The organism is Curtobacterium sp. MCBD17_032, assembly GCF_003234855.1.
Taxonomy (GTDB): domain Bacteria; phylum Actinomycetota; class Actinomycetes; order Actinomycetales; family Microbacteriaceae; genus Curtobacterium.
Genome location: NZ_QKTO01000011.1, coordinates 1 through 14,200, shown reverse-complemented (window position 1 = coordinate 14,200; position 14,200 = coordinate 1). Strand labels below are relative to the sequence as shown.

The following is a 14,200-nucleotide window of genomic DNA, read 5'->3' as shown; positions in this document are numbered from 1 at the left end:
GCGGTGGGGCTCGCGCTTCCGCTATGCTGGATGGGCTGCTCCGCGCTCGGTCGGGTGGGGAGCAGGGCCTGCAGTGTCCTTCGTGGACGCGGGGTCTGGGTCCGTACGGACTCACGGGCTGTGGCGCAGCTTGGTAGCGCACTTGACTGGGGGTCAAGGGGTCGCAGGTTCAAATCCTGTCAGCCCGACCGGAGGGGCGGGTTAGTAATCGTGTTAAGAACTGTTCACAACGAAGAAGCCCACCGAGAATCTCGGTGGGCTTCGTCATTGTAGTCGGGCTCGTGCTGGGATGCGCGGCACTTGTCGTTGCTGCTTTCCTTGTAGTCGACACAGACCGAACACGACGAAGCCCTCCCTAACCGGGAGGGCTTCGTCGTGTTCCCACCTATCCATGGCTCGCTGCCTCCGGCTGGCAGCAGCAACGGGCTCCTGCGAACGGTTTGAGCTGAATGTCGGATGTGTCCTGGAGATTGCTTTCATGACCGACATCATCGGCGGAACCATCGGCCCCCTCATCGACGGCGCTATCGGAAGCACCCAGCGGCGACAAGACGACGAACGACAACGCCGCCGTGCGGCGGCAGCTGAACTTCTCGCGTGGATGGTGCCGATAGTCGAGCAGCTGCATCACCTGCGCGACCGCCGCGACACCGCATTCTGGGTCGAGGCCATCCCGATCGCTTACCGCAGCCTGGACGCGATGAAGATCCGGCTCCCACGTCAATGGAGGCACCTCAAGCGTTCCATGCGCGCTTGCCTTGGTGAAGCGCTCGGCAACGGCCTCGTCTTCCTCGACACCGGAGACGACGTCCTCAGCGACTCCATCGACTACAGCGCCCGATGGTCCAGCTACGCCGCCGACTACCTCGCGCTGTGCCTCTCGCGGATCCGTGAGTGGGAGCACGAGTGGAGTGCACGCTCCGCACAGCGTATTGCGATCCCGGACTTCGACGACTGGCTACGAACCACCGAGCGGCACCCGATGTACTGACTCCTGCCCAGCAGTGCTCTGCGCAAGGGGCGCGCGGGATAACCTCGGCGCGCTCAGCTACGACGGGAGGGGAGTGCTGCGCGCGGTCCGGAGGAGGAGAGAATGGAAGCTGTGACGCACAGGGAGGGTGGGGCATCGGCCAGCCGCAAGGTCGGCGCTAGTGGTGGAACAGCGGACAAGTTAGGAAACCGGTACGAACTCGCTCTCGCGGTCCACGAGGCGCTGTGGTGCCTTCAGGACGAACGCCGACACATCACTCTCGAGGACCTTGATCCTGACCTTGCCGATGGCTCCGAGTTCACGCTTGAGGATGAGCATGGGGTGACGACCGTTACGCAGGTGAAGCGGCAGAAGAGCGCTAGTGACAAGTGGACGGTCTCTTCGCTGCAACGCCTGGGTATCTTCGACTCAGCTAGCCGGCATATCGAAGCGGGCCGTCGATACTTGTTCAGTTCGATGACGCCGACCAGTCAGCTCCGTGTGCTTGGTGAATGGGCCCGGCAGTCTGCGAGCGCAGGCGAGTTCCTCACGCGGCAGCTCACGAAGGACCTCACTCCGACGTTCGATCAGCTCGCCGCACCGAAGGTCTTCGGGACGGCGGTTCGCGCATGGCAGATGCTCCGCGGCATGCGTTTCGAAGTTCAGGATGAGGACCGCCTATCGGCAACGAACGCTGTAATCGCGGCCACGATGCTCGAAGGTGCGGAGCAGTCGGTCATTCCAATTGTCATCGGATCGGTGCTGCTCGACAATCTTCACGTGCGACTTGGGCGGCACGAGCTCCTCGTTGCCCTTGCCCGGCATGGCATCGAGCCACTCAACGCTGTCGCGTCGCGCACCGCTCGCGACGGAATCAAATCTGCAACGTCGCGTTGGCAGAAGGGTGTCGAGTGCGAGCTGCTGATGCCGCGGATCATACGCGAGGAGGAGACGCAGCTCCGCCATTCGCTCAAATCGTCCCCGTTGACGCTCGTGGTGGGGAGTGCGGGTAGCGGCAAGTCAGCCGCCGTAGAAGCCGTCGCGCGACAATGCGACGCCGAGGGATCCGAGGTCCTCGCGTTTCGCCTGGATCGAATCGATAAGCTTACATCGACCGTTGGCCTCGGCCAAGATTTGGGCTTATCGACTTCACCCGTAGTAGCCCTCCGGATGGCTGCAAACGACCGGCCGTCAGTATTGATCATCGACCAGGTCGATGCCGTGTCACTCGCATCAGGCCGACTCTCGGACAGTTTCGACGTAGTCGCCGAATTGGTCGAGGAAGCCGCGTCGACTTCGAGTATGCGCGTGGTCCTCGTCTGCCGCCTCTTCGATGTGGAAAACGACCACCGCATACGCCAGCTCGTAGCGGATAACGATGCTCACCGGATCGCGATTGGCCCCCTGACCGACGAAGCCGTGCTCCAAGCCGTCAACGCGCTGGGGCTCGACAGCGCTTCCCTGTCGCCCACCCAAATCGCCCTTCTGAGGTCACCCCTGAATCTCGTCCTGTTTCAAGCCGTGGCGGCGCAGTCCTCGGCTGTTGAATTCACGTCCCGACGCTCGCTGTTTGACGCATTCTGGAACCGGAAGCAGGGCGCCATCCGCACACGCCATCTGGAAGTTCGTTTCGAGGAGACGCTCAGCGTCATCGCGACAACGGCTAGCGACCGACAAACGCTGTCAATCCCGATTGCAACAGTTGAGTATCGGGGCTACCGACACGATGCGGAAGTGCTCGCGTCCGAGCAGCTAATCACCATCGACGACGGCCATGTTTCGTTCTTCCACGAGGCATTCTTCGACTACACCTTTGCGAGGCAATGGCTCAATCGCGGGCAGAAGCTCGTCGACTTCTTGACTGAGCAGGAACAAGAACTCTTTCGACGGGCGCAGGTCCGCCAGATTCTCGAGCTCCTGCGCGACTTCGACGCTGAACGGTTCCGTACGGAGATCCGAGGTGCTGCGACTTCGCCGGATGTTCGTTTCCACATCAAGGAAGCCGTCGTCTCGGTGTTCGCGAACGTCCAAACGCCGACCTCATCAGACCTCGATCTCTTCCTGGAGTTGGTCGCCGATCAGCCAAACCTCGCTCCACACCTCTGGCGGCAAACCACTCGGTCCAGTTGGTTCGGCGTGTTCCTCGAGCGTGGTCTCATCACCAAATGGATCGACAGCGACGTTCGAGCGGATCGGGATCGAGGTGCAAGTTGGCTCGCCGCCGCTGGGCCCGAACACTACGCAGTGGTGGCAAATACACTCGCGGACCGTCGCTGGCATGCCGAGTTCGCTCTGTGGCTGTCCGGGGTCGCGCGGCGCACTAAACTCCACCAGAACAGGCCCATCTTCCAACTCATCCTCGACGCTGTCCGAAGCGGGACAATGAGCCCGGACTCCGCCGACTTCTGGCTGTCGATGCACGACCTCGCAGTCCACGAGCCGCTTTGGGCCATTGAAATCGTGCACACCGCTCTCGACGAACATCCCCGGGCGCTGGACCTCAGTAAGGACGGTGATATCCGATTCCTCAAAACTCAGGACTACAGCCTCACGCAGCTCATCAAAACATCGAGCGAAGCTAAACCGGACGCGTTCGTCGTCGCGATTGTTCCGATGCTCCTGCTCGTCATGCGCACAACCGAGATGGACGGACCGCCAAAACACCTTCGATATGATCGCCACTACGGACTCCGCTGGCCGGGAACGCGCGAAGATGATGTCGATGACGTGCTCTACGAGTCTGCCGCTAGGGCGCTCGCGCCTGTGGCTCGGAGCCAGCCACGCATGCTGCAGCCTGTCTTGCAAGCGCTCGCGGACGACGACCACCACGCGGCACAGGCGCTGCTCTTCCGGACGATCACGTCGGCGCCCGACCCGTTCGTGGACTGGGCGGCTCAGCTGATCCTCGAAGGGGGAAACCGACTAAATGTTGGCTACGCCTCGGACAGCCACTGGCTCTCGCGAGAACTCGTGCGCGCGATCGCGCCACTCGTAACAGACAGCACACACACGGCGCTCGAAGGCCTACTCCGGGATCTCCGAAACCCACACGAACAGGGCCGATCCTTCGGCTACACGGCCTTCAAATTCCTTACGGCACTCGATGCCGAGCGGCTCTCGTCCACCGGGAAACGCAGACTCGCCGAGTATCAGCGCAAGTTCGAGAGGATCGAGCCCGAGCCGGCGACTGGGGTCACCAGCTACTCGGTCGGGTCTCCGATCGACGACGCCGCGGCTCAGCACATGTCGAACCAGCAGTGGCTCCGAGCCATAGCGAAGTACGACAACGATGAACGAGACGGGTCCGAACCATCCGTTGGAGGCGCGTCAGAACTTGCTCAGGTGCTCAGACGGCGAACCACAGCGGACCCGACCCGTTTCTGCCATCTCGCGATGTCCTTCGGGCCGACGACGAACGCCGCGTATCCGAGCGCGGTCCTGCTCGGGCTGGGGGATGCCACCATCGCGCCCGATACCCACGGTGCTGTATTCGAGACCATCCGGCACATCGCGCAACGGCACTTTCCCGAAACCGATCGTTGGCTCGGGTGGTCACTCCGAAACCTGCTCGACAGCACCCCACTGGACATCGTCGAGATCCTCTGTCGGCGAGCGGTCGAAACAGAGCAGCTCAGCCAGGTGTCCAGCGATGAACGGTCGCTCCGCGGGCTCCAACATCACGGCATCAACACCGCACGGGGAAGCCTTGCAGAGACCCTCGGCGACCTCCTCGTCCACGATCGCGACGGTTCCCGCACCGCAGTCGTCACTCCGCATCTGAAGACGCTCGCCCACGACCCCGATCTCGGAGTTCGTACCTGCGTCGCCCACACCATCGCGGCGTGTCTGCGCCACGACCGCCCCGCCGCGTACGGAGCGTTCGACGCACTCATCGAGACGGACGACCTCCTTCTAGCGACGGCCCCCGTTCAACGACTCATGAACTACATCGGCAACGTTGACCCTGAACTCATCGACCCGGTCATCGATCGAATGATCAACTCGACCGATCCTGACACTCGGAAGTCGGGAGGCGAGCTCGGAGCGTTCGCAGCAACAGAGTGGCAACGCCCTGAACTGATGCAGCGCATCTTCGACTCCGAACCAGAAGTCCGCGTCGGAGCAGCATCACTGTGCGCAGCCCGCGTATCCCGCGCCGCCGACTCAGCCCCCTTGATCTCGGCGTTGACAAGGCTCAGTAGAGACCCGGATGAGCTGGTCAGGAAGGCCGTCAGCGAGGTCGTCCGCGAGCTTCGCGACCAACCCTTGCAACCGCTGCGGCAACTGCTCGGGGCTCTTATCGATTCGCCGACCTACACCTACGCCACACCTCAGTTGCTGATCGTTCTGCAGAACGCGAAGGACAAGGTGGATGACCTGGTCGACAAAGCCGCGCACGCCTTCCTCGACGTGCATCGGGAGGAAGTCTCGGACATCCGCACTGGAGCCGCTGCCGATGCGCACTACGTTGCGGACCTCGTCGTGCGGGGGTTGGCGCAGGCTAGCGACGCGAAGCGGGTATCGAGCTTGCTCGACATCCTGGACAGGCTAGTGGAGCTCGGAGGATACGGGGTCGACCGCGCGATCGAGAGCGCAGACCGAGCATGACGGCTACGCGATTGGGGCCGAGCGCTCTCCTGCGGACTGCCGCCAGTTGGCCACGAGACCTGCAGCAGTCGCGCTGGTTGATCTTCGACCAGTACGAGTGTGCCGAGATAACCACGAAAGTCGAAATGACGAGTCGCTGTCTTCAGTCAACTGTCACCGTCCCTGGCTGCGCGCCCTCTGTTCCAGCGAAGTCGTCCGGCACGCTTGGCAGTTTCCACTTGTGGTTGACCAGGTAGCGGGTAAGCAGCTTCAAGGATGGCGTCCGGTTCAAGTGCTCGGTCACCGCGGAGATCGGGGCGCCGCTGGCCAGGAGACCGAGTGTTAGGAGCCGTACTTGAATTGGGTCGTAGACCCCGTCAATACGGCTGCGGAGCGCTCGTCGCGTCGCCTGTGGTTCGATGCTCGCGAGGCGCTGCACCGCGACCGCTAGCTTTTGCGCGTTCTGGGAATCCGAGAGCCACGAGCGGAGCAAAGCGACAGAGTTCTCGCTCATCGCGTCGGCGGCGATCGCGGTCGCGTGTTGCGCGGCAACCCAGTCCGTGTGCGGCCAGTTTGACGTGTGCTCATCGACGAACCAGGTGTTGAGCGCGTCGACGGTAACGGCACCGGCGTTGCCCGCTTCGCGGAGATAGCGGCTGAGGTGGTCAGCTCCATGCGGTATCCACCGCGACGCGTCTATCCATTCGGCAACTCGCCCGAACCGCCGCGATCTCCAGAGGCTACGAAGGACAAGTCCGAGCTCGCTGCGGCTTTGGCTTTTGGGCTTCGTCAGGACGGCGTCTTCAGCTGCGAGGAGCTCCGCGTCGGATATCAGCGTCATCGTGAGGTCGGGATAGTCATCGTCGACGACGTCTACCTCGGTGCGAATGATGCGTTGATTCTCGCGCTCAAACTCAATCGATTTCTGCTGTGCCGATGTGATGTGCGTCTTGGATGCGTTGATCTCAAGGCCGGCGTTGCGCGCGGCTGCTTGCACTTCGAGGAGAAGCCGGTACACGTCGGCATAGCTCCCTTCGAAGCTGATGTCGTCCATCCATCGGCGCGCGGCGCTGATTCTGCCCTGTTCGAGTGCGCGGCCGATTACATCGTCGACGGGACTGAGGGCTACTTGCGCCAGGATGGAAGAGGCCGTGCTGCGTTGAGGCAGTCCCGACCGAAAACTCAGTCCGTCGTGTCGCGTCAGAACTCGTTCGATGATGTCGGCGGGAACGCTGGAGCATCCGAGGGCACGCATCGTCTCGAGCAGTTTCGGCACGTTCACGCTCGCAAAGAACGATGTGATGTCGGTCTCACCTGAGAACGCCGCTTCAGGGAGCTGCTGCTGCGACTGCCGGTAGAGGTCGCGTTCCTCGGAGTTGTTCGCTCGCGCACCGTCGCGGTAGCGCCATCCATACGACCAGTCGGATAGCTCCGCCTCGAGTTGTACCGCGAAGCGCTGCACTGCGGCGGCGAACAGGAGCCGGGAAACCGGATCGAGAAGGACAGCGGGCCGCTGACCGAAGAAGCTCTTCGGAATCTCGAACGAGTGGAAACTCGGCTCGAACTCCCACCTTGCACCCTTGCCGACAATCAGACCAACATCGGCCGGGTCAAGGTCCTCCATCTCGCTAACCCGAAGTTCAGGCCAACCCCATGGGTCGCGATACCAGTCGCCAAAAATTTCCGACTCCACCAGGCGCGCGGCGTCTGCAAAGTCCATGCCGAGATGACTCATGGTCGAAAGCCTACGGTCCGTTCGCGTTAAGGCGGGGCAGGTTGCTGAGGCGCCACTCCTGCCACCACCGCAGTTGCTGACGATGCCCATTGAGTGGACCACGCGACAACGGAGAACGTCGCCGTGTCGCCGTTACGCTACAGCGGGCGTCCTCAGCGATGTGCGCGCCGGAAGCGCCCGTCCGCTCACCGCCGCACTCGCCAGCCCAGCGCCGCGCCACATTGAAAGGACGGCACCTGACCCGAGCGGACGATGCGCTGGAAAGCCACCTTCGCGCCGGGGCAAGCCAGCTTCACGGGGAGCGACGCGTCCACGCCAGTCCTGGGCTGAAAGAGCATCACAGACGACCCGGTGGTTCGGCCATCGGTCCGCGAGGCAGCGGGACGTCTACGATGTCAGTCCGTCGTCCTCGAAGTACGCGTAGCGTTGCGAGGGAATACCCTGTCCGGAGTTCATCGCGACCTTCGCGAACGTGTCCTCACCGAAGACGTGGTGGTGCAAATTGGTCAAGTCGTCCGGGAAGAGCTTTAGGCCCGCGCCCCCGATATAGCCGTAAGCGTTCCGGTGCATGATCTTCTTCAACTCCGGGGCGAGAGCCATGCCGTACTTGTTGCCCGCGACCGCCGCGGTGACGCTTCCCGTCACGAGGTCCGCGAGTTGCAGGTGCTCATGGTGGTGGGACGGCGCGGTCAGGATTGGCAGCACAATCTCGTCCGGCTTAATGAACTCGGTGCCATAGGAACTCAGTTCAAGCGTCCCACCGATCCATGCGTCTTCGTCTTGGTGGTCGCCGCCCGGCTTGTCGAACACGACTACTCCGAGATGCTTGCGGGCGAGCGACTGGAATCCGCTCGTAGAGGTACTTGAGAACCATCTCCTTGGCCTTGTCTTCCGACACGTACATCCGGCCCAAGTCGAGCACGACGACTACGGCGTGCGCCTCATACTGCGCCGCGAGTTTGAGCATCCGGCTACGGACCTTATCTTGGAGACCGTTTCGCCGCGCTGACGGAAGTAGTTCTTGTCTCTGCCATGGGGCATGGCCCACTTGAGTTCTACATCCCGAGGGATTCCGAGTTCGTCACGCATCGCGTGCATGGCCTCGGAGAAGGGTCGCAGTTGCTCCTCGGCGAAGAGCACGGCGCCGAGACTGAGCAGATCGCCCATTCCGGAGCGCAGGCCCTTCTGCTTCGAATCATCCACGAACGCGAAGTGCATACCGGCCTCTCTAACTCGGAACGTCCGAGTCATTCTCACGATAGGCGACTACATCGTCGATCGATCGCCCCCGTCGTGGTGTCACAGTCAAATCGAGTGATCCGAAGCCGTTCCGAGCCTCAGTTGGATCCCGGGACCGGGCGAACAGCAGTTCGAGGCGGAGAGCAGCGAGCACGGCGCGCTGTGCGTCGATCGGTGCGTCCAGGAAGGTCTGACTGGGATCGAGAGAGCGTGGAGCACCGACGACGACGCGAACCGACGGGATCCTTTGGCGAGCCGAGTGCCCACCTTCGCCGGCTCGGATACTTCGGTGGCGGCGGTCCTTGCCGCTGCTGCGAGAGATTGAAGGAGCTCTCGATAACGAATGCCTGGTCAGCACCCGATCGCGGGTTGCGCGGCACAATCCAGAGGATAGGTCCGACCCGCTCAGGGGATAAGGACTCCGAACTAGCCGCTGTCATGCGCGCTGGCTCAAGGATCCGGAGGTTCTTAAGACAGCCCACCGGACCGAACAGCCCCGACGGAACCAAGTTCCGTCGGGGCTTCTTCGTTCTCCTGACGCGATTTTCGTTCGGTGACGGGTGCGAGCTCGGCCGCGTCCGGGTGGCACTTCCGCCACGGCGGGAGGTACGACGTCACGCTGGTCGCAGACGCCCACATGACAACGGACGCCGAACACGACGGGGTGGTCATCACCGGCGCGCAGATCGTGGCCCACACGAACATGTACTTCGCCGGACCGCGCTACCCCGGCCGACAGTTGGCCGCCGTGTCGCACGACGCCGTCGCCCTCTCGTCCGCGCGGTAGGCGACCATCCATCGCGGGGCCGGCCTCCGCGTCACCCGGGTCGCGGTGTTGCCGTCGCTCGCTCGCCTGGGGCAGGATCACCACATGACGGGGGAACGCGGAGACCGAGCACGGGTGGTCGCGGTGGGCAGGGACAGCAGCCACGACTTCAGCAAACCCGTCGTGGACGAGGTGACGCTCGTCGAGGGCCTGGGCGTCGAGGGTGACGCACATGCGGGACGCACGGTGCAGCACCGATCGCGTGTGGCTCGGGACCCATCGCAGCCGAACCTGCGCCAAGTGCACCTGATCCACTCCGAGCTCTTCGACGAGGTGGCTGAGGTCGGCTTCGCGGTCGCGCCGGGCGAGATGGGCGAGAACATCACGACGCGGGGGATCGACCTCCTCGGACTGTCGACCGGTGCACTGCTCCACCTCGGAGCCGACGCCTGCGTCCGCGTGACCGGGTTGCGGAACCCGTGCCAGCAGATCAACGACTTCGAGCCCGGTCTCCTCCGCGAGGTGCTGGGTCGCGCCGAGGACGGCTCGGTGCGACGCAGAGGCGGCGTCATGGCAGTCGTCGTCTCGGGCGGAACGGTCCGGGCCGGCGATCGCATCCGTGTGGAGAACCCGGCGGGCAACCACCAGCCGCTCGGCCCGGTGTGACCGCGGCCCGCAGGGACCGGCGTCACGTCGCTGGTCCGTGTCCTTGCGATCGCCCCACCGAGGACTGCATCATCGGCCCTGCGAGGGTCGACACGTGATCCTCCACGGAGCGCTGACGACGCTCGAACCCATCACGCCGGAACTCGCAGCTCGTGTCGTCGCGCGTGACGAGCGTCCTGGTGATGACTGGCACGCCGAGTACCCCTTCGTGGATGAGCTCGACCCGCTGCGGTCGTTGGCGACCGCGTCCGAGGTGGACCCCGACTTCACGATGTACCTCGTCCGGCGTACGTCGGACGGTCTCGCCGTCGGCGGGTTCGGCTTCTTCGGCCCACCGGATGCGACGGGGACGGTCGAGTTCGGGTACGGCCTGGTCCCGTCGGCTCGGGGCGCCGGTCTGGCGACGGAGGCAGTGGGACTGGCTCTCGACCGTGCGGCCGTCTGCGGCGCGCGGGTCGCGGTGGCGGACACGGACGTGACGAACACCGCGTCGCAGCGTGTCCTCGAGTCGAACGGCCTGGCGGAGGTCGACCGCCGTGGGTCACTCGTGTTCTACCGGCGCGACCTTCCCACCCGCCGTGCCCACGGCGAACAGCGCGCCGCCCGCGACGAGCACGGCGCTCGCGGCACCGAAGCAGCGGGGGAGTAGTCGGCGCCGGAGTCGAGGAAGCGGCGCCGCATCGGTGCCCCCTTCGGTGCGACCTGGGCGGTGCCCCTCGCGATCGGCGTGGCGGTCACCATCCGGCAGGCAGACACGCGCCGTCGCCGCATGGCCCTCGCGAAGCCCCTAGGGACAGCGCGGAAGCGGTGGTGGTCCCGGCCGAGGGGATGACCCGGCCGGGACCCCGGTCAGAACGGGACGCCGCAGACGAGCACGGCGTTCGCGAACGCCGTGGCTTCGCCGGTCCGGACGAACAGGCGGGCGCCGGCCGACAGCGTCTTGAGCTCCTCGTGCGACACCGCACGCCGCTCCGGGAACCGGTCGGCGAGCCACCCGTCGGCCTCGGTCCCGGCGGCCTCGGTCGCGGCGATGCACTCCTGGAAGACGGCGTCCCCGAGCAGGGCGTCGAGGACGTCCACGAACCGGGGCACCCCGTGCACGAGCGCGAGGTCGACGACCGGCACGCCGGGCGGGATCGGCAGGCCGCAGTCCGCGACGACGACCAGGTCACCGTGGCCGAGCCGACTGAGACCGGCGTTCAGCTCGGCGTTGAGGATGCCGCCCTTCTTCACGACGCACCCCCGGCCGGAGCAGCCGGAGCAGCCGACCCCTCAGGCAGGTCGACCGAGGGCAGCACGTCGTCCAGCGTCGGGTAGGACGGCTGCGTCCCGGCCCCCTGGACGGCGAACGCCCCGACCCGGACGGCCTGCCGCGCGGCGTCGAGCAGGGAGTCCCCGCCCGCGAGCCCGGCAGCGAGGGCACCGACGAACGCGTCGCCCGCACCCGACGAGTCGACCGCGGTCACCCGCGGGGACGGGACCGCGACGAGGTCGTCCCCGTCCGCCACGAGTGCACCCCGCGCGCCGAGCGTCACGACGACACTCCGCACACCGAGTGCCCGCAGCGCGGCGACCAGTGCGGGTTCGTCCGCCGGCACGTCCGCACCGGGGTCGAGCTGCGCGAGGACGAGTGCCGCCTCGTGCTCGTTCACCACGAGCGGGTCGGCCGCGAGCACGACCTCCCGGTCGACCGGCACGACGGGCGCCAGGTTGAGGAGCACCCGTCCGGTCGCGAGTTCCGCGGCGGCGGCGATGCCGTCCGCCGGGATCTCGCCCTGCAGGACGACCACCGCGGCCGACGCGACGACCGGGGCGGCGGTGAGGAGGGCCTCCCGGTCGGTGGCACGGTTGGCGCCCGGGACGACGACGATCGTGTTCTCGCCGCTCCGGTCGACGGTGACGGTCGCGAGCCCGGTGGGGGCGTCGACCGCACGGACGTGCGTGACGTCGACCCCGCTGTCGGCCAGGAGGCTCGTGGCGACCTGCGCCGAGCCGTCCCGTCCGACGCTCCCCACCATCGCGGTGTGAGCGCCGCGACGGGCGGCGGCGACGGCCTGGTTGGCGCCCTTGCCGCCGGGCAGCAGGGACATGGAGGTCGCGACGAGGGTCTCGCCGGGCGACGGGTGCCGCTCGACGGTCACGACCTGGTCGACGTTGAGCGAACCCACGACGACCACGGTTCCGGTGGAGCGGCTCACTTGGTGAAGTCTCCGACGTTGCTCTTGGTCACCGACACGACCGGCACCTGGACGGTCTTCTTCGCCTTGCCCGAGGCGGCCTTGATCGCCTGGTCGACCGCGAGGGCGCCGAGCTTCGCCGGCTGCTGCGCGACGGTGCTGCTGAGCGTTCCGTCCTCGATGGCGCTGAGACCGTCGGCCTCGCCGTCGAACCCGGCGACCTTGACGTCCTTGCCGGCCTTCGCGCCGAGCGCCTTGATCGCGCCGAGGGCCATCTCGTCGTTCTCGGCGAAGACGCCGACGATGTCGGGGTGTGCCTGCAGCAGGTTGGTCGTGACGTCGAGCGCGGTGGCGCGGTCGAAGTTCGCGGTCTGCTTGCCGACGACCGTGATGTCCGGGTACGCCTTGATGCCCTCGGCGAAGCCCTTGCCGCGGTCACGGCTGGCGGAGGTACCGGCCTGGCCCTGCAGGACGAGGATCTCGCCCTTCTCGCCGATGGCCTTCGCCAGGTCGTCGGCGGCCTGCTTGCCCCCGGCGACGTTGTCGCTCGCGATGAAGGAGTCGACGTCGGCGCCGTTGACGGTGCGGTCCACGGCGATGACGGGGATGTCGGCCTTGTTGAGCGCGGTCACGCTCGGGCCGGCGGCGTCGGAGTCGACCGGGTTGACGATGACGGCGTCGGTGCTGCCGCTCGAGGCGGTCTGCAGCTGGTTCGCCTGCTGGGCGGAGTCGTTCTGGGCGTCGACGACGTCGAGTGTGACGCCCTGCTTCTTCGCTTCGGCCTTCGCGCCGTCGCGGACCTCGACGAAGAACGGGTTGTTGAGCGTGGAGAGGGCGAGCGTCACCTTGGTGTCGCTGCCGCCGCCGGCCGCGCCGCTGGTGCTCGTGCGGTTGCACCCGGCGGTACCGAGGACGACCAGGCCGGCGACGACGCCGACGGTGGCGACCTTCTGGAAGGAGGAGAACTTCATCGTTGGTTCCTTTGTGCTGGTGGTGTGGGGGAGGGTGGAAGGAGTGGGAGGTCAGCTGCTGCGCGTCTTGCGGCGCAGGACGTCGAAGCCGACGGCGATCGCGATGACCAGGCCGATGACGACCTGCTGCCAGAACGAGCTGACGTTGAGCAGGTTCAGGCCGTTGCGGATGACGACGAGGACGAGTGCACCGATGAACGTGCCGGAGATCCGACCGACACCACCGGCGAGCGAGGCGCCACCGATGACGACCGAGGCGATCGCGTCGAGTTCGTACCCGCTGGCGGCCTGCGGCTGCGCGGAGTCGAGGCGGCCGGCGAGCAGGAGGCCGGCGAGTGCGGCGAACAGGCCGGACAGGGCGAAGACGACGACGACGATGCGCTTGACCGGCAGGCCGGACAGGCGTGCGGCCTCGGCGTTGCCGCCGACGGCGTACATGCTGCGGCCGATGACGGTGCGGTTGAGGATGAACGAGGCGACGAGGGCGGCGAGCACCAGGACGATGATCGGCACCGGGACCGGGCCGATGTCACTGCCGAGGAACGACACCTGCGGGGAGGTGGGGACCGGCTTGCCGTCGGAGAGCACGAGGGTCAGACCGCGGGCGACGCTGAGCATGGCGAGGGTCGCGATGAACGACGGCAGCTTGCCGTAGGCGCTCGCGAGGCCGTTCACGACGCCGGTGGCGAGTCCCGCGACGAGCCCGCCGACGAGGGCGAGCCACCCCGGCAGCCCCGCGGTGGCGAAGAACCAGCCGGAGACCATGGCGGACAGGGCGGCGACCGACCCGACGGACAGGTCGATGCCGCCGGCGACGATGACGAACGTCACGCCGAACGCGAGCACCGCCACGGTCGACACCTGGATGCCGATGTTGAGGAGGTTCCGGCCGGTGAGGAAGTCGGGCGTCGCGATGAAGAGCGCGATGCAGAGCACGACGAGGCCGACGAGGGCGCCGTTGTTCGCGAGGAACTTCGTGAACGAGGAGGACCGCGACGGGGCCTTCACAGTGGTCGATGACATGCGGGTGCTTTCTGGGAGGTACTGCGCTGTACGCGGGGGAGGGGACGGCGGCGGGAGGTCCGGTGG

Annotated in this window: 12 protein-coding genes and 1 tRNA gene; 6 read left to right on the top strand and 7 right to left on the bottom strand. The window is 65.9% G+C overall.

Annotation, left to right across the window (positions count from 1 at the left end; translation table 11 throughout):
• Positions 1-114 precede the first annotated feature (114 nt).
• From DEI91_RS12775 to DEI91_RS12765, 3 genes are all read left to right on the top strand, one after another.
• Positions 115-188, top strand: a tRNA-Pro gene (locus tag DEI91_RS12775).
• A 290-nt stretch (positions 189-478) separates the two neighbouring features.
• Positions 479-991, top strand: coding sequence for a hypothetical protein (locus DEI91_RS12770; protein ID WP_111052657.1), 513 nt, complete (start codon positions 479-481; stop codon positions 989-991).
• 102 nt (positions 992-1,093) lie between these two features.
• Positions 1,094-5,578 carry an ATP-binding protein gene (locus DEI91_RS12765; protein WP_111052656.1) on the top strand — a complete coding sequence of 1,495 codons (4,485 nt, stop codon included), beginning with the start codon at positions 1,094-1,096 and terminating at the stop codon, positions 5,576-5,578.
• 142 nt (positions 5,579-5,720) lie between these two features.
• Here DEI91_RS12765 and DEI91_RS12760 read toward each other — a convergent pair whose 3' ends face one another.
• The 3 genes from DEI91_RS12760 to DEI91_RS12750 form a co-directional block, all read right to left on the bottom strand.
• Complete coding sequence (locus DEI91_RS12760) at positions 5,721-7,292, bottom strand: RNA-directed DNA polymerase (protein WP_181439599.1); 1,572 nt, start codon at positions 7,290-7,292, stop codon at positions 5,721-5,723.
• Between the two features lie 387 nt (positions 7,293-7,679).
• Complete coding sequence (locus DEI91_RS12755; RefSeq protein WP_111052654.1) at positions 7,680-8,102, bottom strand: hypothetical protein; 423 nt, start codon at positions 8,100-8,102, stop codon at positions 7,680-7,682.
• A 117-nt stretch (positions 8,103-8,219) separates the two neighbouring features.
• Complete coding sequence (locus DEI91_RS12750; protein WP_111052653.1) at positions 8,220-8,510, bottom strand: hypothetical protein; 291 nt, start codon at positions 8,508-8,510, stop codon at positions 8,220-8,222.
• Between the two features lie 658 nt (positions 8,511-9,168).
• Between DEI91_RS12750 and DEI91_RS12745 the strand changes: the two genes are divergently transcribed.
• The 3 genes from DEI91_RS12745 (at position 9,169) to DEI91_RS12735 (ending at position 10,612) form a co-directional block, all read left to right on the top strand.
• Positions 9,169-9,318, top strand: a complete 150-nt coding sequence (locus tag DEI91_RS12745; protein WP_258374422.1) for a hypothetical protein — start codon at positions 9,169-9,171, stop codon at positions 9,316-9,318.
• A gap of 84 nt (positions 9,319-9,402) precedes the next feature.
• Entirely contained in the window at positions 9,403-9,963 is a 561-nt protein-coding gene (locus tag DEI91_RS12740) for an MOSC domain-containing protein (protein ID WP_111052652.1), read from the top strand.
• 94 nt (positions 9,964-10,057) lie between these two features.
• Positions 10,058-10,612, top strand: a complete 555-nt coding sequence (locus DEI91_RS12735; RefSeq protein WP_111052651.1) for a GNAT family N-acetyltransferase — start codon at positions 10,058-10,060, stop codon at positions 10,610-10,612.
• 200 nt (positions 10,613-10,812) lie between these two features.
• Here the strand turns inward: DEI91_RS12735 and rbsD are convergent, their stop codons facing one another.
• Genes rbsD through DEI91_RS12715 form a run of 4 tightly spaced genes read right to left on the bottom strand, consistent with a single transcriptional unit; the run spans position 10,813 to position 14,134 of the window.
• Positions 10,813-11,196, bottom strand: a complete 384-nt coding sequence (gene rbsD / locus DEI91_RS12730; protein WP_110900751.1) for a D-ribose pyranase — start codon at positions 11,194-11,196, stop codon at positions 10,813-10,815.
• A complete protein-coding gene (locus DEI91_RS12725; protein ID WP_220038089.1) occupies positions 11,193-12,161 on the bottom strand; it encodes a ribokinase in 969 nt (322 codons plus the stop codon). Before DEI91_RS12725 ends, rbsD begins: the two co-directional genes overlap by 4 nt.
• Positions 12,158-13,111, bottom strand: coding sequence for a substrate-binding domain-containing protein (locus tag DEI91_RS12720; RefSeq protein WP_111052650.1), 954 nt, complete (start codon positions 13,109-13,111; stop codon positions 12,158-12,160). Before DEI91_RS12720 ends, DEI91_RS12725 begins: the two co-directional genes overlap by 4 nt.
• 51 nt (positions 13,112-13,162) lie before the next feature.
• On the bottom strand, positions 13,163-14,134 hold the full coding sequence (locus tag DEI91_RS12715) for an ABC transporter permease (protein WP_110823910.1): 972 nt from the start codon (positions 14,132-14,134) through the stop codon (positions 13,163-13,165).
• Positions 14,135-14,200 lie beyond the last annotated feature (66 nt).

Excerpts from the sequence above, each read along its gene's own strand:
- DEI91_RS12770 (WP_111052657.1), top strand. The coding sequence starts at position 479 with ATGACCGACATCATCGGCGGAACCATCGGCCCCCTCATCGACGGCGCT.
- DEI91_RS12765 (WP_111052656.1), top strand. The coding sequence starts at position 1,094 with ATGGAAGCTGTGACGCACAGGGAGGGTGGGGCATCGGCCAGCCGCAAG.
- DEI91_RS12760 (WP_181439599.1), bottom strand. The coding sequence starts at position 7,292 with ATGAGTCATCTCGGCATGGACTTTGCAGACGCCGCGCGCCTGGTGGAG.
- DEI91_RS12750 (WP_111052653.1), bottom strand. The coding sequence starts at position 8,510 with ATGCACTTCGCGTTCGTGGATGATTCGAAGCAGAAGGGCCTGCGCTCC.
- DEI91_RS12745 (WP_258374422.1), top strand. The coding sequence starts at position 9,169 with ATGACAACGGACGCCGAACACGACGGGGTGGTCATCACCGGCGCGCAG.
- DEI91_RS12740 (WP_111052652.1), top strand. The coding sequence starts at position 9,403 with ATGACGGGGGAACGCGGAGACCGAGCACGGGTGGTCGCGGTGGGCAGG.
- DEI91_RS12720 (WP_111052650.1), bottom strand. The coding sequence starts at position 13,111 with ATGAAGTTCTCCTCCTTCCAGAAGGTCGCCACCGTCGGCGTCGTCGCC.
- DEI91_RS12715 (WP_110823910.1), bottom strand. The coding sequence starts at position 14,134 with ATGTCATCGACCACTGTGAAGGCCCCGTCGCGGTCCTCCTCGTTCACG.